The sequence below is a fragment of the Myroides sp. DF42-4-2 genome, from assembly GCF_030326445.1.
In the GTDB taxonomy this organism is placed as follows: Bacteria; Bacteroidota; Bacteroidia; order Flavobacteriales; family Flavobacteriaceae; genus Flavobacterium.
The window spans coordinates 1-18,767 of sequence record NZ_JACAKI010000015.1 but is presented as its reverse complement, the minus strand read 5'-3'; the positions used below and the strand labels follow the sequence as shown (position 1 = coordinate 18,767).

General features: G+C 36.9%; 17 protein-coding genes. 6 read left to right on the top strand and 11 right to left on the bottom strand.

Annotated features, from left to right (window positions below):
- Nucleotides 1-180 precede the first annotated feature (180 nt).
- The 4 genes from HX062_RS11495 to HX062_RS11480 all read left to right on the top strand — a co-directional run bounded on the left by HX062_RS11495 (nucleotide 181) and on the right by HX062_RS11480 (nucleotide 7,018).
- Nucleotides 181-1,236 (top strand): CNNM domain-containing protein, encoded by a 1,056-nt coding sequence (locus tag HX062_RS11495; protein WP_286467520.1) that lies wholly within the window; start codon nucleotides 181-183, stop codon nucleotides 1,234-1,236.
- A gap of 517 nt (nucleotides 1,237-1,753) precedes the next feature.
- On the top strand, nucleotides 1,754-4,312 hold the full coding sequence (locus tag HX062_RS11490; protein WP_182626083.1) for an ATP-dependent Clp protease ATP-binding subunit: 2,559 nt from the start codon (nucleotides 1,754-1,756) through the stop codon (nucleotides 4,310-4,312).
- Between the two features lie 144 nt (nucleotides 4,313-4,456).
- A complete protein-coding gene (gene rimK, locus HX062_RS11485; RefSeq protein WP_182626084.1) occupies nucleotides 4,457-5,821 on the top strand; it encodes a 30S ribosomal protein S6--L-glutamate ligase in 1,365 nt (454 codons plus the stop codon).
- A 54-nt stretch (nucleotides 5,822-5,875) separates the two neighbouring features.
- The gene (locus HX062_RS11480; protein ID WP_182626085.1) at nucleotides 5,876-7,018 is read left to right on the top strand and encodes an LETM1-related biofilm-associated protein; all 1,143 of its coding nucleotides are present in this window, start codon (nucleotides 5,876-5,878) and stop codon (nucleotides 7,016-7,018) included.
- Here the strand turns inward: HX062_RS11480 and HX062_RS11475 are convergent.
- Nucleotides 7,015-7,665, bottom strand: coding sequence for a carbonic anhydrase (locus HX062_RS11475; protein WP_286467518.1), 651 nt, complete (start codon nucleotides 7,663-7,665; stop codon nucleotides 7,015-7,017). The two genes, HX062_RS11480 and HX062_RS11475, sit on opposite strands and share 4 nt — an antisense overlap.
- An 11-nt stretch (nucleotides 7,666-7,676) precedes the next feature.
- Nucleotides 7,677-8,315: a carbonic anhydrase family protein gene (locus tag HX062_RS11470; RefSeq protein WP_182626087.1), complete on the bottom strand. Its 639-nt coding sequence runs from the start codon at nucleotides 8,313-8,315 to the stop codon at nucleotides 7,677-7,679.
- 389 nt (nucleotides 8,316-8,704) lie between these two features.
- On the opposite strand from HX062_RS11470, the gene metK reads away from it, so the two are divergent.
- Nucleotides 8,705-9,997 (top strand): methionine adenosyltransferase, encoded by a 1,293-nt coding sequence (gene metK / locus HX062_RS11465; RefSeq protein WP_286467517.1) that lies wholly within the window; start codon nucleotides 8,705-8,707, stop codon nucleotides 9,995-9,997.
- 278 nt (nucleotides 9,998-10,275) lie between these two features.
- Here metK and HX062_RS11460 read toward each other — a convergent pair whose 3' ends face one another.
- The 3 genes from HX062_RS11460 to HX062_RS11450 form a co-directional block, all read right to left on the bottom strand.
- Nucleotides 10,276-11,370, bottom strand: a complete 1,095-nt coding sequence (locus tag HX062_RS11460) for an inorganic phosphate transporter (RefSeq protein WP_182626089.1) — start codon at nucleotides 11,368-11,370, stop codon at nucleotides 10,276-10,278.
- A 17-nt stretch (nucleotides 11,371-11,387) separates the two neighbouring features.
- On the bottom strand, nucleotides 11,388-12,032 hold the full coding sequence (locus HX062_RS11455; protein ID WP_182626090.1) for a DUF47 domain-containing protein: 645 nt from the start codon (nucleotides 12,030-12,032) through the stop codon (nucleotides 11,388-11,390).
- A gap of 266 nt (nucleotides 12,033-12,298) precedes the next feature.
- The gene (locus HX062_RS11450; protein ID WP_182626091.1) at nucleotides 12,299-12,814 is read right to left on the bottom strand and encodes a hypothetical protein; all 516 of its coding nucleotides are present in this window, start codon (nucleotides 12,812-12,814) and stop codon (nucleotides 12,299-12,301) included.
- Nucleotides 12,815-13,013: 199 nt separating this feature from the next.
- Here HX062_RS11450 and HX062_RS11445 point away from each other — a divergent pair, with 199 nt between their 5' ends.
- A complete protein-coding gene (locus HX062_RS11445) occupies nucleotides 13,014-14,642 on the top strand; it encodes an acyl-CoA carboxylase subunit beta (protein ID WP_182626092.1) in 1,629 nt (542 codons plus the stop codon).
- 193 nt (nucleotides 14,643-14,835) lie between these two features.
- Here HX062_RS11445 and HX062_RS11440 read toward each other — a convergent pair whose 3' ends face one another.
- The 6 genes from HX062_RS11440 to HX062_RS11415 form a co-directional block, all read right to left on the bottom strand.
- Nucleotides 14,836-15,777 carry a YeiH family protein gene (locus tag HX062_RS11440; protein WP_286467516.1) on the bottom strand — a complete coding sequence of 314 codons (942 nt, stop codon included), beginning with the start codon at nucleotides 15,775-15,777 and terminating at the stop codon, nucleotides 14,836-14,838.
- 71 nt (nucleotides 15,778-15,848) lie between these two features.
- A complete protein-coding gene (locus HX062_RS11435; protein WP_182626094.1) occupies nucleotides 15,849-16,745 on the bottom strand; it encodes a LysR substrate-binding domain-containing protein in 897 nt (298 codons plus the stop codon).
- A gap of 211 nt (nucleotides 16,746-16,956) precedes the next feature.
- Entirely contained in the window at nucleotides 16,957-17,142 is a 186-nt protein-coding gene (locus tag HX062_RS11430) for a hypothetical protein (RefSeq protein ID WP_286467515.1), read from the bottom strand.
- A gap of 186 nt (nucleotides 17,143-17,328) precedes the next feature.
- Nucleotides 17,329-17,727: a hypothetical protein gene (locus tag HX062_RS11425; RefSeq protein ID WP_286467514.1), complete on the bottom strand. Its 399-nt coding sequence runs from the start codon at nucleotides 17,725-17,727 to the stop codon at nucleotides 17,329-17,331.
- Between the two features lie 351 nt (nucleotides 17,728-18,078).
- Nucleotides 18,079-18,561: a hypothetical protein gene (locus HX062_RS11420; RefSeq protein ID WP_286467513.1), complete on the bottom strand. Its 483-nt coding sequence runs from the start codon at nucleotides 18,559-18,561 to the stop codon at nucleotides 18,079-18,081.
- Between the two features lie 2 nt (nucleotides 18,562-18,563).
- Nucleotides 18,564-18,767: hypothetical protein (locus HX062_RS11415; RefSeq protein ID WP_286467512.1), on the bottom strand; the 204-nt coding region annotated here is incomplete at its 5' end.

Sequence of the window (18,767 nt, the reverse complement as noted above, 5' to 3'; positions counted from 1 at the left end):
TGTTCTGATTTTTTTAACTGAGTTGCTGTTTTGATCTATTATTTGATAAACCTATATTTCATTCCATCAACTTCATTACCTTCTCTTGTCCTTTCAGTGCTCATTTTGTGTGTTTGAGTAAAATTGACTTCCATTAGAACTTAAAAAAACAATACTATTGTGCTTATAATTTTTTTTTGAATGAGTTTATTATTAATTTATTTATTTTTAGCCTTAACGGTATCTTTCATTTGTTCCATAGCGGAAGCTGTTTTGCTATCTACTCCACTTTCATTTTTGCATTCCAAAGCAGAGCATCAAGATCCTAAAGCGAAAGCTTTAATACACATGAAAAAAGACATCGACAAACCACTTTCTGCGATTTTGGCTTTAAACACAATTGCTCATACGGTTGGTGCTGCAGGTGTTGGAGCACAAGCTACGGCTGTTTTTGGCGAGGCTTACTTTGGAGTTATTTCTGCTATTTTAACTTTGTGTATATTAGTACTTACTGAAATTATACCAAAGACCTTAGGGGCGAATTATTACAAGACTTTATACGCACCAACGGCGACGGCCATATCGAGTATGGTTGTTCTTTGTTATCCTTTGGTCTTACTTGCTTCATTCCTAACAAGACGCTTGAGTAAAAAACAGCAAGAGTCGAGTATTAGTCGAGAAGAACTATCTAGCTTAGTAAAAATTGGCGAGCAAGAAGGGATTTTTAATGGCAAAGAGACCAAGATTATACAAAATCTAATCAGGCTTAAAGACGTGGCAGTTTCCACCATACACACCCCCCGAATTATGATGATTCAAGCGGATGAAGACACGAAGTTGCGCGAATTTTTGAGCAAAAAAGAATTGCTTCATTTTTCTCGAATTCCCATTTACAGTGAGCAATCGGAAAACATTGTAGGCTATGTATTGCGCGATACAATTTTTGAACATTTAGCAGCTGACGAATTTGACATTCCTTTAAAAGAGTTTAAACGCAATATTCTTCAATTTAACGAGCGAATGAGTGTTGTTGAAGCTTGGAGTAAACTAACGGAGAAACACGAGCACATTGCTATTATCACCAATGAATACGGGGAAGTTCAAGGTCTTTTAACGCTAGAAGATATTTTAGAAACCCTATTGGGCTTCGAGATTATTGATGAAAAGGACAAGATTGTCGATTTGCGTCAATATGCAGAAGACAGATGGAAAAGTAAACAACGCAAGTACCAATTTATAGAGAATAATCAATCGTAATCGCTTTAGTTTGGTCGTCCTTTGTTTGAGGTATACCTTATGTTGGCATACAGATCCCTATTCCTATTACTTATTGGTGCTTTTGTCAATTAATACAGTAGGAAGCTAACGACCTATATCTATAATAAGATACGATGAGTCTATAGACAAATATATAGCGTCTAATTTTTCAAGTTAAAACAACATCAACCATATCTTGGTGCTGTCCTTATCGAATAGAGTTTACCTTATATTTAAGCCTAAACACAGCCTTGTAACGGCTATTCATTAATCAACCTTGTTTAAATCATTTTCAAAGTTCTAGATAAGCTTTTGTTTTTCTCCGTTAAAAAGTAAACTATTCATATTAAATTCATTTTGTTCGAATAGTTCCCAAAAAAAACAGACAGTAATATTTTTATTTACCAGTTTTTTTTTGTCAATTAGCATATGACAGAAGGGCAATAAAAGTGAACTAGGTACGCTTTTTGCCTTTACTATAGATATAGAAACAAATAATCACCTAAATTCAGTTAATATGGACGAAAATTTTTCACAAGAAATTAAAGATGTTATTTCCTTTAGTAAGGACGAGGCATTGCGTCTAGGTCATGACTTTATAGGAACGGAGCACTTTTTGTTAGCCTTATTGCGAATTGAGCAGGGTGAAGCATCAACGATTCTGCAAAATTTAGAGGTGGATATCGACTTTTTAAGACATAAAGTTGAGAACTTAACCCCCTATTCCACTACCAAAACAGCTGTAAACGAGAAAGGATCACTATATCTTACAAAACAAGCAGAAAGAGCCTTGCGCTTGACGTATTTAGAAGTAAAAGTATTCAAGAATATTGAGGTTACTTCGGCTCACTTGTTGCTTTGTATTTTAAAGAACAACGAGGATCCCATCACACAGATCTTGAATAAGATGAATGTGGACTATGAAAATGTAAAAAGATACTACGTTGAATTCCTCTCTGACGATCAGAAAGAAGCGAATAGTGAAGACATCTTCCACAGCCCAAAAGCTGAAACTTTTGAAGAATCAGGACAAAATGACAGTTCAGCAAACAAGAAGACTGACACTCAAGGGAATTTACCGAATAAGAAGAGTAAGACTCCTGTATTGGACAATTTTGGTCGAGATTTAACAGAGATGGCAATTGAAGGCAAGCTCGACCCAGTAGTTGGACGAGAGAAAGAGATTGAGCGCGTATCTCAGATTTTGAGTCGTAGAAAGAAGAACAACCCTTTGCTTATTGGTGAGCCTGGTGTTGGTAAATCTGCTATTGCAGAAGGTTTAGCCCTTAAAATTGTACAGAAAAAAGTATCTCGTGTTTTGTTTAACAAACGCGTAGTGACCCTTGATTTAGCGAGTTTAGTGGCGGGGACAAAATACAGAGGACAGTTTGAAGAGCGCATGAAAGCCGTGATGAATGAATTGGAAAAAAATACGGATATCATTCTGTTTATAGACGAGATTCATACCATTGTAGGTGCTGGAGGAGCCACAGGTTCACTTGATGCTTCTAATATGTTCAAACCCGCTTTAGCACGAGGTGAAATTCAGTGTATTGGAGCTACAACCCTTGATGAGTTTAGACAGCACATTGAAAAAGATGGGGCGTTAGAACGCCGTTTCCAAAAAGTATTGGTGGAGCCTACTTCAGTAGACGAAACAATAACGATATTGCACAACATCAAGGACAAATACGAAAGTCATCACAACGTGAGTTATACGGATGAGGCAATTGATGCCTGCGTAAAGTTAACCAACCGCTATATGACGGATCGCTTCTTGCCAGACAAAGCTATTGATGCTTTGGATGAAGTTGGATCACGTGTACACATCACTAACATTCACGTTCCTCAAAATATTCTAAGCTTGGAGCAAGAATTAGAAGAAGTACGCGAGAGTAAAAACGAAATGGTACAAAAGCAGAAGTACGAAGAAGCAGCTAACCTTAGAGATAAAGAAAAAAACATCGAAAAAGAGTTAGAGATCGCACAAGAAGCTTGGGAAAAAGATGTAAAAAACAATCGCATTGTCATTACTGAAGACGATGTTGCGGATGTGGTATCGATGATGACGGGTATACCAGTGAATCGAATTGCCGAAAAGGAAATCAATAAACTAGCCAATCTTCCTTCCATTATTAAAGGTAAAGTAATTGGTCAAGATGAAGCAGTCGGAAAAATTGCCAAGGCAATTCAGCGCAATAGAGCGGGATTGAAAGATCCGAACAAGCCGATTGGATCGTTTATTTTCTTGGGACAAACGGGAGTTGGTAAGACACAGCTAGCCAAAGTAATTGCCAAGGAGCTCTTTGATTCAGAAGATGCGTTAATTCGTATTGACATGAGTGAGTACATGGAGAAATTTGCGCTTTCTCGTTTAATTGGAGCACCTCCAGGATATGTGGGTTATGAAGAAGGAGGGCAATTGACGGAAAAAATCCGCAGAAAGCCCTACAGTGTAATCTTATTTGATGAAATTGAGAAGGCACACCCTGATATTTTCAATATGCTTTTGCAAGTACTTGATGACGGACACCTAACCGACAGTTTAGGCCGCAAGGTTGACTTTAGAAACACCATCATTGTGATGACCTCTAATATTGGAGTACGCCAATTGAAAGATTTTGGACAAGGGGTTGGTTTCGGTACACAAGCGCGTAAAGAACAATCGGATCAACACAGTAAGTCAGTGATTGAAACTGCGTTGAAAAAAGCGTTTGCTCCTGAATTCTTGAATCGAATTGACGACATTGTAGTATTTAATTCTTTAGAGAAAGAGCACATTCATTCGATTATCGACATTGAATTGGCCAAATTATTCCAACGCATTGATGATTTAGGATACAAATTAATCCTCACTGACAAGGCGAAGAATTTCATTGCTGACAAAGGCTTTGACAAGCAATATGGGGCTCGTCCATTAAAACGAGCGATTCAAAAATACATTGAAGACCCTATTGCGGAAGAAATTGTAAATTCGAAGTTAACCGTTGGCGATACCATAACCTTGGATGCGCCAAAAGAAGAAAATGGAGAAGTTTTAACGATTAAAATAAAAACAAAAAAACCTGCTAATTAGCAGGTTTTTTCTTTTTATTCCTAGAGGTAGAGGCACTAAAGCTTTCTTGCTTGTTATATAAACGTTATTATTAAATTTTTTATCTTTATTCAATAATACTAATTACTTTAAAGTAGTACTTTCGCATTTGAATAATTAAATATAATGGTAGATAAACTCATTGTAGGTAGTGAAGAATGGTGTTCTTTCTCTACATTAAATATCCCAGCAATTAAAGCCCGTGTTGATTCTGGAGCAAAGACTTCTGCATTACATGCCGTAAACATTAGCGCATTTGAAAAAGACGGAGAGAAATGGGTCAAGTTTGATGTAAATCCGTTGCAAAATAATGGCAAGACCATTATACATTGCGAAGCCAAAATGGTGGATAAAAGAATTGTCAAGAGTTCTAGTGGATCTAGAGAGTCTCGCTATGTAATCAAAACCACCCTTGTATTGGGTGAAGCTTCTTGGGATATTGAATTAACCCTTACCAATCGAGATTCCATGGGATATCGCATGCTATTGGGAAGAGAAGCGATGGGCGGTCGTATTTTAGTAGATCCTGAAAAGCACTTTTTACTTGGTCAACCGACAGTAGAAAAATTAGACGAATATTACAACAAGCCCAAAGAAGCTAAAAACGGCTTGCGCATTGGGTTATTAGCGAGTAATCCTGACTTATACAGCAATCAACGCATCATTGAAGCGGGAGAATTGAGAGGACATGAAATGCACTTCTTAAATCTGAAATACTGCTATATGAAATTGGATGCGAATCAACCTGAAATTCACTATAGAGGTGGACGCGTATTAAATGATTTTGACGCTGTAATACCTCGTATACGCCCGAGTATGACGTATTATGGATGCGCCTTAACCCGTCATTTTGAATCTTTAAAAGTATATAGTTTAAACAGTGCAGCAGCTATTGCTCAGTCACGTGACAAACTGTTTTCCCTTCAGCTGTTATTAAATCACGGGATTGACATTCCGACTACGGGATTTGCCAATTCTCCTTTGGACACGAACGACTTGATAAAGATGGTTGGTGGTAGTCCGCTTATTGTCAAATTATTAGAAGGAACACAGGGAAAAGGGGTCGTATTAGCAGAGACTAAAAAAGCCGCTGAGAGTGTTATTAATGCATTTAAGAGTTTAAATGCCAACATCTTAGTTCAGGAATTCATCAAAGAGGCTAACGGAAAAGACATTCGCTGTTTTGTGGTGGATGGCAAAGTAGTTGCGGCGATACAACGCGAGGCTGTTCCTGGCGAATTTAGAGCGAATATTCACTTGGGTGGTACCGCATCGATCATCAAGGTAACACCTGAAGAAAAACGCATTGCAATACGCGCTGCAAAAGCAATGAATTTAAAAGTAGCAGGGGTAGATATTATCCGCTCAGCTAAAGGTCCTTTGTTGTTAGAAGTAAACTCCTCTCCTGGTTTAGAGGGAATCGAAGGAGCGACAAATAAAGACATTGCCTCTGAAATGATTAAAGCAATTGAAAAACAAGTTAAATGGTAAAGAAATAGCGCCCTGCTATTTCTTTCCCTTCATCATCTAAATTTTCTTGTATTTATGAACCCATCAACGTCTGGCTGGATAAAAAAATACTTCGCAGAACAGGATAAGTATGCGATATTTCAAGCGACTACACCTACTGAATTAGCTCATGAAATAAGGGCGATTGGTTTTAGTTTCGGCAAAATAAACAGCCGTGCACTTCCAGAGATCTACACGACTTTTAACTATACCCAAGAGGAATTAGCGAAAATTTGTTTTTTACAACTGTTGGAGAAAATTTACTTTTTCCAATACCCTACTCATACAACAGACGAATTTGTAGGTTGTTTACTCGACTTTTACCAGCTTTTTGTCCCGCATAAAACCAATTTCTTTACGAGTTTATTTGAAGATAAACACACCTATGCCCGATTGGAACACTTGTTTGCCATTAAGTGGAAAGAGAGTTTCTTTTCTCAATCAAAAAGCAACAATATTGTGCTTAATTTATTGGTGTTGTCTATCTATTTCTTGACGTTTGAAACGCATTTAGCAGGAAAGATACACCCGAATTTATATCATGTATATATTGAAGATCTCATTCAAGAAATTTTAAATCACACTCAACACCAGACGGCGGACCTTCATTTGGTGGACGGATCCAATGACTTTGCTACGGAGGAAATTATGGAGGTACAGTCCTCCTATTTAGAGTCGAGCTTACTGTTGGATATTGTAATGTGTAGTTCGTGGAATAACGAGACTAAATCGCTTCATTTGCCCGATTTTTCGGTTGCTCCTTTTGAGCGTTTATCCTTTTCCCCTGAGCAAATCGAGGATAGCAGCAGCTGTTTTATGCTTTTTGTACAGCAAAACGACTACAACTACCACTATTTGAAATCGACGAATTTGTTCAACAATATGATCAACAATTCGACGAATTACGTGGAATTTTTAGTGGGAAGAAACAAAGGGCGTATTCTAAAAGAACTCCAGAAAAACAAACAGTTGATGCAGTTATTAATGGACTCTACGCATCGTAGTTTAGATAGTCAAGAAAAGAAATTGATCAAAAAGCAAACCTTAGAGGTTATCAAAACAATTCCTTCTCTTGCTATATTTATGTTACCCGGAGGTACTATTTTATTACCAATAATTTTAAAATTTATTCCTTCTCTCCTACCTTCTTCCTTTAATGAGAATTTGGATGAGGATTAGATTTTTCTAAAGCGCAGTTGATAGACTTCGTCAAGGTCTTGATTACTTGTCACATTCACCTCTAGATCAGTAACATAACCCGAATTCAATCCATATACCCATCCGTGTATACTCAGGTCTTGATTACGTGCCCAAGCGCCTTGAACAATAGATGTTTTAGCTAAGTCGTACACTTGTTCTTGCACATTGAGTTCGACAAAGCGATTGAAACGCGCAGTGGTATCGTCAATGCCGTCTAATTCGACGTTGTGCAAGCGGTACACGGTTTTAATGTGTCGGATCCAGTTGTCAATCAATCCGTAGGATTCATTTTTCATTGCGGCTTCCACTCCACCACATCCGTAGTGTCCACAGACGATTATATTGGTTACTTTTAGGATATTTACGGCGTAATCTAATACGCTTAGCATATTCATATCCGAGTGAATCACCATATTGGCGATATTTCGGTGTACGAATACATCGCCTGGTTCTGCGCCGATAATCTCATTAGCTGGTACGCGGCTATCCGAACACCCAATCCATAAAACAGGCGGGGTTTGCTTGTGGCATAAACGCTTGAAATACTCAGGATTAATGGCTAGTTTTTCTTCTACCCAAGCTTTGTTATTTTCTAATATCTTTTTATAAAATTCGTTGTGTTTCAACCCTATAGTTTTTATTCAACAAACATTTCTTTTACGAAATCTACTTCTCCTGTCTCCACTTTGTAAAAAGCACCTACGATACCAATTTCTCCTTTTTCATACATTTCACAAAGAACTGTACTTTTGGTTAAAATGTGGTTGATGGTGTATTCGACATTGTAAAACGCGACCATATCTACCCCTTCTTTTGATTTGATATCTAAGTCAGGATAGTATTTTTTCACGTGTTCAACAGCTGGATCCACTTTGGCTAACAAATTGCTTAGGTGGCCTAATTTAACGTCTTTACACGCACCTGTAATGGCACCACAATGTGAATGTCCCAAAACCATAATCAATTTAGAGCCTGCGAGCTTACAAGCAAATTCCATCGAACCGATGATATCTTCATTCAACACATTTCCTGCGATTCGCGTGCTAAACACATCCCCTAATCCTTGATCAAAGATCAATTCTGCCGAAGTTCTGCTGTCAATACAGCTCAAAATAATTGCAAAAGGGAATTGGCTTTCTTTCGTTTCGTTTACTTGTTCTAGTAAATTCGCATGTGATTTTAGGTTTTCTACAAAGCGCTTGTTTCCTTCCTTTAAAAAAGACAGCGCCATTTGCGGAGTCATTGACTTTTGATCGTCTATATTATGTAGTCTCATTTTTACGCGATTAATACGATAATAATTTCGAAACAAATGTAACCAAAAATGGCTTTTAAAATATAAATAAAGCAATATTCCTCTATATTTTTATCGATTTAAAAAAAACATAACACTTTTTAAGTAATTAATACGCGAGTATGTTTCATATCTGATTGGTATAAAGGTATATTTCCTCTGGAATAGTAGAAATCACATAATCGTTAAGGAGAATATAAAAAAGGATAAAATTTGTTCAGATTAAAAAATAGTTGATACATTTGCAAAGAATTTCATAGGAGGAAAAATTTGAACTGATTGCAACCTCGGTAAAAAATGCTAAAGCAGAATATATTGTATCTTCACTTTAGCCATTTCCTCTTTTTTAAACATTTTAAAAAACATACAATATGGCTTATTACTTCACATCGGAATCTGTAAGTGAAGGACATCCTGATAAAATTGCAGATCAAATTTCAGATGCTTTAATTGACAATTTCTTGGCTTTTGATTTAGAATCGAAAGTAGCATGTGAGACATTAGTAACTACAGGGCAGGTAATTCTTGCTGGAGAGGTAAAATCAAAAACGTATTTAGACGTACAACAGATTGCTCGTGATGTCATCAACAAGATTGGTTACACGAAGAGTGAGTATATGTTCGACGGCAATTCGTGTGGTATTTTATCTGCTATACACGAACAATCGGCAGAGATCAGTCAAGGAGTTGAACGCGCGAGCAAGGAAGACCAAGGCGCAGGAGACCAAGGGATGATGTTTGGTTATGCTACGACAGAAACGGAGGATTATATGCCTTTAGCGTTGGATTTATCGCATAAATTACTACAAGAATTAGCGGTTATCCGCAGAGAAAATAAAGAAGTAACCTATTTGCGTCCAGATGCAAAGAGTCAGGTTACCTTAGAATACAACGACGACAACAAGCCTGTGCGCATTGTAACAATTGTATTATCGACACAACACGATGATTTCATTCCAGCAGAAAACGCGACTGCAGAGGCGAAGGCGAAAGCAGAGGCTGCCATGCAAGCGCAAATCAAGAAAGACATCATTGAGGTATTAATTCCTCGTGTATTGGCGAAATACCCCCAATACAACTACCTATTTGAATCCAAAGAGGAGATTGAATTTTTAATCAACCCTACGGGAGTGTTCATCATTGGAGGGCCTCACGGAGATACAGGATTAACAGGAAGAAAGATCATCGTGGATACATATGGTGGAAAAGGCGCGCATGGTGGAGGTGCTTTTTCTGGAAAAGATCCTAGTAAAGTGGACCGAAGTGCAGCATATGCCACACGTCACATTGCTAAAAACCTTGTTGCTGCTGGTGTAGCTGAAGAGGTGTTAGTTCAAGTATCCTATGCGATTGGAATTGCTAAGCCTACGGGAATTTACGTAAACACATACGGAACGTCAAAAGTAAACCTATCAGATGGTGAGATTGCGAAAAAAGTAAATGAATTATTCGATTTACGTCCGTACTTCATTGAAACGAGTTTAAAGTTGAGAAATCCAATTTACAGCGAAACAGCTGCTTATGGACATATGGGACGCAAACCACAGGTAGTAACCAAAACGTTCACACGACCTGGTGGAGAGACAAAACAAGTAGAAGTTGAGTTATTCACATGGGAAAAATTAGACCGTGTAGCTGACATTCAACAAGCTTTTAATCTATAGTTTCCAATTGGAATACACAAACAAAAAGACGCTTAACCACCACAGGTTAAGCGTCTTTTTTGTGGGAGTTCTTGTACTACTTCAAGATTAGAGCAATCAACAGCTTTCCCTCTATCTGAAAAGCATTGTAGAACAAGGGCTACTTAACAAGCAGTACAACAAAAAAAGGAATGATCGTACTGATCATTCCTTTTTGTATATGAAGTTGCCAAGTAGTTGAGATAGTATTTATATCGAGTACTAATCTTCTCTATCACTTAGCGAATGTAGTCTTTTAATTACATTACTGCAGCAACGATATAATAGACAATCATTGCAATAATAGCGGAAACTGGGATAGTTAGAATCCACGCCCACAACAAGTTTATCGTTACTCCCCAACGAACTGCAGATACGCGTTTGGTAACCCCTACCCCTATGATTGAACCCGTAATGGTATGGGTGGTAGAAACGGGAATTCCCAAGTGTTCTGTTACGTATAAGGCTACGGCTCCAGCTGTTTCAGCGGCTACTCCTTCCAATGGCGTTACCTTTGTGATCTTACTACCCATGGTTTTTACGATCTTCCATCCTCCAGATAAAGTACCTAAACCTATGAATAAGAAGGAAGCTAAAGGCACCCACCACCAGTGCTCTACGAATACTTTAAACGTATCTACATCTCCCATATAAGCAGGATCCATATCTATGTTTATGTGGTAAAAGATTACAGCGGCTCCAATAATACCCATTACTTTTTGTGCATCATTTCCTCCATGTCCCAAAGAGAACAAGGCAGAAGAAACTAATTGCAAGCGCTTAAACCACTTTTCACATTTATAGTGGTTTTGATTTCTGCAAATCCACATAATAGCTACAGTGATAAAATAGGCTAATATTAACCCCAGTAAAGGAGCTCCGAAGATAAATAAGAAGATTGGAATCACTTTGGAGTAAACCACAACATCTACCCCTTCAATAGAGAAACCACCTGCATGAGCAACGGCTGCACCAATAAAACCACCAATTAAGGTATGGGAAGAAGAAGACGGAATACCTAATTTCCAAGTAGCTAAGTTCCATATAATTGCAGCAATCAAACCTGCAAAAATAACTTCTAAGGTAATAAAGTTTTCATTAACTGATTTAGCGATGGTATTACCAATTTTAAACTCCCCAATAATATAAAGGGAGATAAAATATGCAACAAAGTTAAAAGCTGCTGCCCAAAGTACCGCTTGAAAAGGGGTTAAAACACGGGTCGTTACAATGGTAGCGATCGAGTTTGCAGCATCGTGAAAACCATTGATATAATCAAATCCCAGGGCTAATACGATAATAACGATTAGCATAATCCCACTTTGATTACTCAATATTTCTGTAAAAAATTCCATATACTTGCGCTAGATCATTAAGAGTATTTAACGATAACAGTTTCAAGTACATTAGCCACATCTCTACAACTATCTGTAGCCGTTTCTAACGCCACCATTACCTCTTTGTATTTTATAATTTCGATGGCGTTATTTTCATTTTCGAAAATATCGGCAACGGCCTTATCAAAAACTTTATCTGCTTTTCTTTCTAAGCGAGAAATATTTTTACATACAGTCGCTAACTCTTCTAGCTTTTTTAAATCTTTCAAGTGCAAAAGTCCCTTGTGTACTTCACTACAAGCTTCTAGGTTTGCTTCAGTCAGTTTGCGCAAAGGTTTTGTGATTTTATCAATTTGATACAATCTCATACGAGAAGCAGCATCAGATAAATGGTCAGCTACATCGTCAACTGCTGTAATCAAATTGTGGATATCTTCTCTGTCAAAAGGCGTGATAAAGTTTTTTCCTAATTCGATTCTCGTTTTCTGTGCAATTGCTTCAATCTCCACCTTAATTACCTCAACATCTTTAAGTAATTTCTCTCTTTCTTTTGCTGGAGTATGCACAGCTTCGTTCAGCGTTTCTGATAGTTTTTTAAGCTTTACAGCTGCTTGTTCAAATAAAGGATAAAACGTCTTGTCCTTTGGAACTAAAAATTGAAAAATGTTATTCAATGACATTATATAGAATATATGTTATAAACAGGGACAAAATTACGCAATAATATCAACCTAATGTTTCCTTAACGTTAATTTTTATCTCAAAAGCAGGTTTCTTCTGATTTTATGGCAACAAAAAAAACTTACCCATTAGTAATCAGACACTTAATAATTTAATGATAAATTAATCTTTTGCGACTTTCTTAACCATAAAACAACCTAAAGATAACATTATTAAAATAAAACAGTTCATCGGTAAAGCTGTCAAGTAAGTACTATTCAACTTATTACTCTTGTTCTTCTTGATTTGGAATAACCCAAAGGGCTATTTTTCTCATGTGAGATATCAATAGATAGCCTAGTACTATATTAAATAGAGTAACAAACCAAAAATTGCCTGTTTGTACGTATTCATAGGGGTTATTTACTGATTTGGCTTTAAACCAAAACAGGGCATTGCTAACTAAAGAGGGAAGATTATCGACAATAAGTCTCAATCCAACAAAAAACACACCTAGTTGCGTCAAGCCAATCATTGTTAGCGATTTAGAAGGAATAGTGAGATTGGAGAAGCCTTTTTCTACTCGAAAAAAATCGACAATATGCCCCGCATAGACAAATAGCAAGACCAAACCAACTAAGAGCAACAGGATATGGACTAGCTCCATTGCATTGGTTCCCATTACATCTTCCTTCATCCCGATTTGATAGAGAACCAAAGGGAGATTTAACACTAGAACATCGATCAATAATCCACCAGCCACTAACTTAACGACTAGGACAAACAAATCTCTTACTCTCATATTTTTTATTTTATAGCAACGAACTAATTTAACAAAATTATCGCAATTTCTATGGTTGCATTCCGGCTGTTGAGTTACTTTCTATTCGAATACCATATAAATTTACGCATTCTTGAATATTACTGCTAGAGTAAGCCCTAATAATTTTTATTTTGTACTTTAGCGAAAACTAATAATATTATACACAACCTAGATAACTATGGATATTAACTTCAATAAAAACGAAGATCACAACAAGTTATTACTTTCTGATTTAAAACGAAAACTAGCAAAAGTTAAACTTGGTGGAGGTGAAAAGCGAATTGAAAAATTACACCAACAAGGAAAAATGACAGCCAGAGAACGCATTGATTATCTATTAGATCCAAAGACTAATAGTATAGAGATTGGTGCATTTGCGGGAGAAGACATGTATGAGGAGCACGGAGGATGTCCTTCAGCTGGTGTAGTGGTCAAGATAGGTTATATTAAAGGTAAGCAGTGTATTGTGGTAGCGAATGATGCAACAGTAAAAGCTGGAGCTTGGTTTCCTATTACAGGAAAGAAAAACCTACGTGCCCAAGAGATTGCCATTGAAAACAAGCTTCCTATTATTTATTTAGTAGACAGTGCTGGGGTTTATTTGCCCTTACAAGATGAGATTTTCCCTGACAAAGAGCACTTTGGACGAATTTTCAGAAACAACGCGATTATGAGTAGCATGGGGATCACCCAAATAGCTGCTGTAATGGGTAGTTGTGTAGCTGGTGGTGCGTATTTGCCAATTATGAGTGATGAAGCTTTAATCGTGGATAAAACGGGGAGTATTTTCTTAGCGGGAAGTTACCTTGTAAAAGCGGCGATTGGTGAGAGTATCGACAATGAAACACTGGGAGGAGCAACTACACATTGTGAAATTTCAGGAGTTACAGACTACAAAGCAAAAGACGATAAAGACGCTTTAGATACCATCAAAAACATTGTAGATAAGATTGGTGATTTTGACAAAGCGGGTTACAATAGAATTGCAGCTAAAAAACCAGCAGCTGATCCGAATGAGATTTACGGTATATTACCCAAATCACGTGCTGAACAATACGATATGATGGAAATCATCAAGCGTTTGGTTGATAATTCTGACTTTGAGGAGTACAAAGCGGGATATGGTCAATCCCTAATTACGGGTTATGCTCGTATTGATGGATGGGCTGTAGGTATTGTTGCCAATCAGCGCAAAGTGGTGAAAACTAAAAAAGGAGAAATGCAATTTGGTGGGGTAATTTACTCTGATTCTGCAGATAAGGCTACTCGTTTTATTGCAAATTGCAACCAAAAGAAGATTCCATTAGTCTTCTTACAAGACGTAACAGGCTTCATGGTAGGGTCGAAATCAGAACATGGAGGGATCATCAAAGATGGTGCTAAAATGGTGAATGCGGTTTCAAACTCAGTGGTACCTAAGTTTACGGTAGTTGTTGGAAACTCGTATGGAGCAGGAAACTATGCGATGTGTGGAAAAGCATATGATCCACGTTTAATTTTCGCATGGCCAAGTGCAGAACTTGCCGTTATGGGTGGTGCACAAGCAGCGAAAGTATTGTTGCAAATTGAGGCTTCTTCACTTAAAGCCAAAGGGCAAGAGTTATCTGCTGAAGAAGAACAAAAACTATACGATACAATTAAAGCAAAATACGACAAGCAAGTGTCACCTTATTACGCTGCTGCTCGTATTTGGACTGATGCTATCATTGATCCGTTAGACACGCGAAAATGGATTTCTATGGGAATCGAAGCAGCGAACCACGCACCTATCGAAAAACAATTTAACCTAGGGGTTATTCAAGTATAATTTTAAAAAAACGGCGATTTTATATCGCCGTTTTTTTTTTACGATTTACAGTTTATGGTTTACAGTACACCAATCACTACTTACCACTCACCACTCACCACTCACCACTCACCACTCACCACTCACCACTCACCACTCACCACTCACTACTCACTACTCACCACTCACCACTCACCACTCACCACTCACTCTTCTACAGATATAAAATATAAAGCAGAGAACTTACTGAGATAAACACCCACAACAATACGCCTTCGACAAAAGGTTTAGCACCGACATTTTTCACCGTTCTATACGAAAGGGAAGTTCCTATTAAAAAGAGCGTCAATGTTAGTGCGGCTTTGGATAGTTCTACAATATAAGGTCCTAAAGGTTGAATAAAAGGAATATAAGAATTGGCTAACATCGCTAGAATAAACAATCCTATAAAGTAGGGAATTTTAACCTTTGACCCTTTATTTTTAAACAGTAAGGTTGATAAAAAGGCAATGGGAATCACCCACAAGGCACGGGCTAGTTTTACGGTTGTAGCGACTTCAAGGGCTTCATCTCCGTATTTTGCAGCTGCACCTACTACGGAACTAGTATCGTGAATAGCGATGGCTGACCACAACCCAAAGTCGACTTGGCTCAAGCCTAATGCATGACCAATAGGAGGAAAAATAATTAGAGCGACTGAGTTGAGAATAAATACAATGCCCAAAGCGACGGATATTTGTTTTTCATCCGCATCAATAACGGGTGAAACAGCAGCAATAGCACTTCCACCACAAATCGCCGTACCCGAAGAAATGAGATAGGATATTTTCTTGTCAATTTTCAGCAGTTTTCCGATTCCAAATCCTAAAATTAACGTTAGGAAGATGGAAAAAATGGTCAAGACAAAACCGTCTTTTCCCGCTGCTAAAGCGCTGTAAACGTTCATTCCAAACCCTAAACCTACTACGGCTACTTTCAGCAGTAATCCAGTGGCTTTTTTGGTTTGTTTGCCATATGGATTCTCAAATATTTGTGCGTAAATAATGCCCAAGACCAAAGCAGTTGCCGAAGAAATAAAGGGAAACAAGCTTAGCACGGCTAAGCCAAGGAGTACTATTTTACTTCCGCGTGCCGTATTGCTATTTTGTACTGTCATAGAATATGTATTTTTAACAGTACAAAGGTCAATCATCTACCCAAGCGAGAAAAATACATAATAGTTATCGGTTATAACTTTAGGTTATATGATTTAATAAAGCGAATAAACAGTTCAACCAGGGCACTCTCCTGCCCTTGTCGTTGTACGATACTAAATTTTCGACGAATATCTAGTCCGTTGATATCCACTACAACTAATTCGTTATACTTCAACTCTTTTACAATCGCGTGAATAGAAATAAAGGCGAAACTATCGGAGTGTTTGAGGTACATTTTAATACTTTCGGTACTTGAAAAGTTCATTTCATTGCGCAATTGATTGAGGGAGATTCCCACTTGGTTCAAATTACTTTCGATCACATCGAGGGTACCTGATCCGGTTTCTCTCAACAAGAAGGAATAGTCTTTGAGTTCTTCAGGATCAATGAGTCCCGTTTTATACTTGGGATTTTCCGCACGGCAAACCAAGACAATTTCATCATCAATAAAGTCGATATACTTGATTTGTGGGTTTTTGGAACAACCTTCAACAATTCCGACATCAATGTTTTTACTCAACAGGAGTTGTTCAATCACGGCGGAGTTTTCAGAGAGGACATCGAGGTGGATATCGTGTACTTTGGTTCTAAATTCGGCCAATAAAGGTGGTAAAACATATTGAGAAACGGTAGTACTCGCTCCTATTCGCAGGTTTCCATCCATTTTTGCATTTAAGGCATGCATATCGAATTCTAAATTGCGGTAGGTAGAAAAGATCTCCTCGGCGTAGTTATAGAGCAACTGTCCCGATTCGGTCAAGCGAATTGTAATTCCATCACGCACAAAGAGTTTGGTTTGATAATGACCTTCAATTTCGCGAATGTGTCTGGAAACGGCGGGTTGTGAAATCAACAGTTCCTTGGCAGCTTTGGTAAAGCTTTCCCTTTTTGCAACGGTATAAAAAACCTTCAACCGAAAATCAAACATCGTTTATCATCTTTATGGGTGTGAACTGATTTATTCTCTTGTAACAAAAATACAGAAAAAAATAGAAAGCAGCTGGGTTTATTCGATTGGCAAATTGGTATAAAATGGACCGTTTACTGTATACTGTTTTAATCCTCTTTTAATCGAATAAATTTCGATAAACTGTTAACTCCCCCCCCCCTTTAATCCGTTTTGGAAGGTTGGGTGATGTTTATTTATCATCCACAAAAGGGAAGTCTTCCTTCAATTTCACACTACTTTCCCTATGCTTTTCAATGTAATCTAATAGCAATTGAAAATTACTGAGTTGACCATTAAACTCATTGTTGACTGAATAACTACCAAAATCTTCGATACAAACAATCCGATAGCGCGGATTTGAAATCCGTGCCTTCATCTAAGTGCATCTAGTATTACCTATTTTTGATTTAACCGTGTAAAATTTCTATCCATCCAACTGTTGTTAGGGTTATGAAATAAGTACTATCAATATCCGTTGCTTTGTGTTTTGTTGACCTTGTTCTATAGTTTGAAACAAATATTTTACCACACAATTAAAAATCCGCGCGATTGGGTGCTTGTTTTACTTCAATTTAGTAAGCTTTATTTTAACACCATCTTCTTTATACTTCATATATTCTTCTTTCCAATTAATCATATAATATTTTGGTAACCACTTTGTTATAAAAGTTAAATTTTCATTATCAACTTCACTTAAATAAAAATAAATCACCATATCATTATTAATAACACTAAATTTATTTTGTTCATGGAAGAAACTATATTTACAATCTTCCTCTCCATTTCTTATAAACAAACTATCTTTTTCCAAAGTGACTATACTTCCTACATCTATTAAACATTCATTAAATAATCGATAGCCTTTAATATCTACATATTCAATTTGGTAAGTTTGAATATAAGCTTTGCATGAACTCAAAACAAATACTATTACAAATCCTATAATTCTATAATTTCTCATTATCATACTTAGCTTTCGACACTCTTAATAAATTTTTTAATCCACTTTTACTATCATCGGAATCCATTGCATTTCTATCTGCATTTCTAAAAACTCCCGATAGCGCGGATTTGAAATCCGTGCCTGCATCTAAGTGCATCTAGTATTACCCATTTTTGATTTAACCGTGTAAAATTTCTATCCATCCAACTGTTGTTAGGGTTATGAAATAGACACTATCAATATCCGTTGCTTTGTGTTTTGTTGACCTCCTTCTATAGTTCGAAACAAATATTTTACCGCACAATTAAAAATCCGCGCGATTGGGCTTAACAGCTAACGTACGGACTACAACTCCACGCGATTGGGTTTTTATTCTTTATCAATGACTACTACTTTTTTATTAACTCTAAATTCATGAGATAAATGTCTAAACAGAGAGTCTTTAGGTACATGTTTTTTATCTTTCGATATATCATAAATGGCTTCATCAACAATAATTCCATCAATATACTGCACTCCTTTTGTAGAGAAACTAGTATTATAAATAGCTATTTCTCTATAATTGTCTGCTCCAATAGTATCAAGTTTTTTTCTTTTTAATTCTTCAAAACTATAATTTATATTATCTGTTTTTCGCATGCAAAAAAATACATATCTGTGATATTCATCATCAAAACTTGTTGTAAGTGTATCTAATACACTATGATACAATATTCTTCCTTGATATTTTTTATTAACAATAACTGTATCAGGAAATTCAATGATATACTCTAAAGTATCATTATTTACTTTAGCTTCCTTTTTACAGGATATAAACAAAATCAAGATTATTATTAAACTATATTTTTTCATTTTTACCTCTTAAGACTTCTATTAATACTATCCGCTTGATATTGCTTTTGACTCCTAATTTCTTTTTGCCTATTTAAAACAGACGAGCTACTACCCTTTTCCACTATTGTATCTTTTCTAAATATACTTTGTACTGTAGCACCAGCTGCACTCCCTCTTTCTCCTATGGGTCCAGCAACTTTATAATCATACAGCGATATTATTTC

Coding starts and splice junctions, on each gene's coding strand:
- HX062_RS11495 (WP_286467520.1), top strand. CDS start 181: ATGAGTTTATTATTAATTTATTTATTTTTAGCCTTAACGGTATCTTTC.
- HX062_RS11490 (WP_182626083.1), top strand. CDS start 1,754: ATGGACGAAAATTTTTCACAAGAAATTAAAGATGTTATTTCCTTTAGT.
- rimK (WP_182626084.1), top strand. CDS start 4,457: ATGGTAGATAAACTCATTGTAGGTAGTGAAGAATGGTGTTCTTTCTCT.
- HX062_RS11480 (WP_182626085.1), top strand. CDS start 5,876: ATGAACCCATCAACGTCTGGCTGGATAAAAAAATACTTCGCAGAACAG.
- HX062_RS11470 (WP_182626087.1), bottom strand. CDS start 8,315: ATGAGACTACATAATATAGACGATCAAAAGTCAATGACTCCGCAAATG.
- metK (WP_286467517.1), top strand. CDS start 8,705: ATGGCTTATTACTTCACATCGGAATCTGTAAGTGAAGGACATCCTGAT.
- HX062_RS11460 (WP_182626089.1), bottom strand. CDS start 11,370: ATGGAATTTTTTACAGAAATATTGAGTAATCAAAGTGGGATTATGCTA.
- HX062_RS11455 (WP_182626090.1), bottom strand. CDS start 12,032: ATGTCATTGAATAACATTTTTCAATTTTTAGTTCCAAAGGACAAGACG.
- HX062_RS11450 (WP_182626091.1), bottom strand. CDS start 12,814: ATGAGAGTAAGAGATTTGTTTGTCCTAGTCGTTAAGTTAGTGGCTGGT.
- HX062_RS11445 (WP_182626092.1), top strand. CDS start 13,014: ATGGATATTAACTTCAATAAAAACGAAGATCACAACAAGTTATTACTT.
- HX062_RS11440 (WP_286467516.1), bottom strand. CDS start 15,777: ATGACAGTACAAAATAGCAATACGGCACGCGGAAGTAAAATAGTACTC.
- HX062_RS11435 (WP_182626094.1), bottom strand. CDS start 16,745: ATGTTTGATTTTCGGTTGAAGGTTTTTTATACCGTTGCAAAAAGGGAA.
- HX062_RS11430 (WP_286467515.1), bottom strand. CDS start 17,142: ATGAAGGCACGGATTTCAAATCCGCGCTATCGGATTGTTTGTATCGAA.
- HX062_RS11425 (WP_286467514.1), bottom strand. CDS start 17,727: ATGAGAAATTATAGAATTATAGGATTTGTAATAGTATTTGTTTTGAGT.
- HX062_RS11420 (WP_286467513.1), bottom strand. CDS start 18,561: ATGAAAAAATATAGTTTAATAATAATCTTGATTTTGTTTATATCCTGT.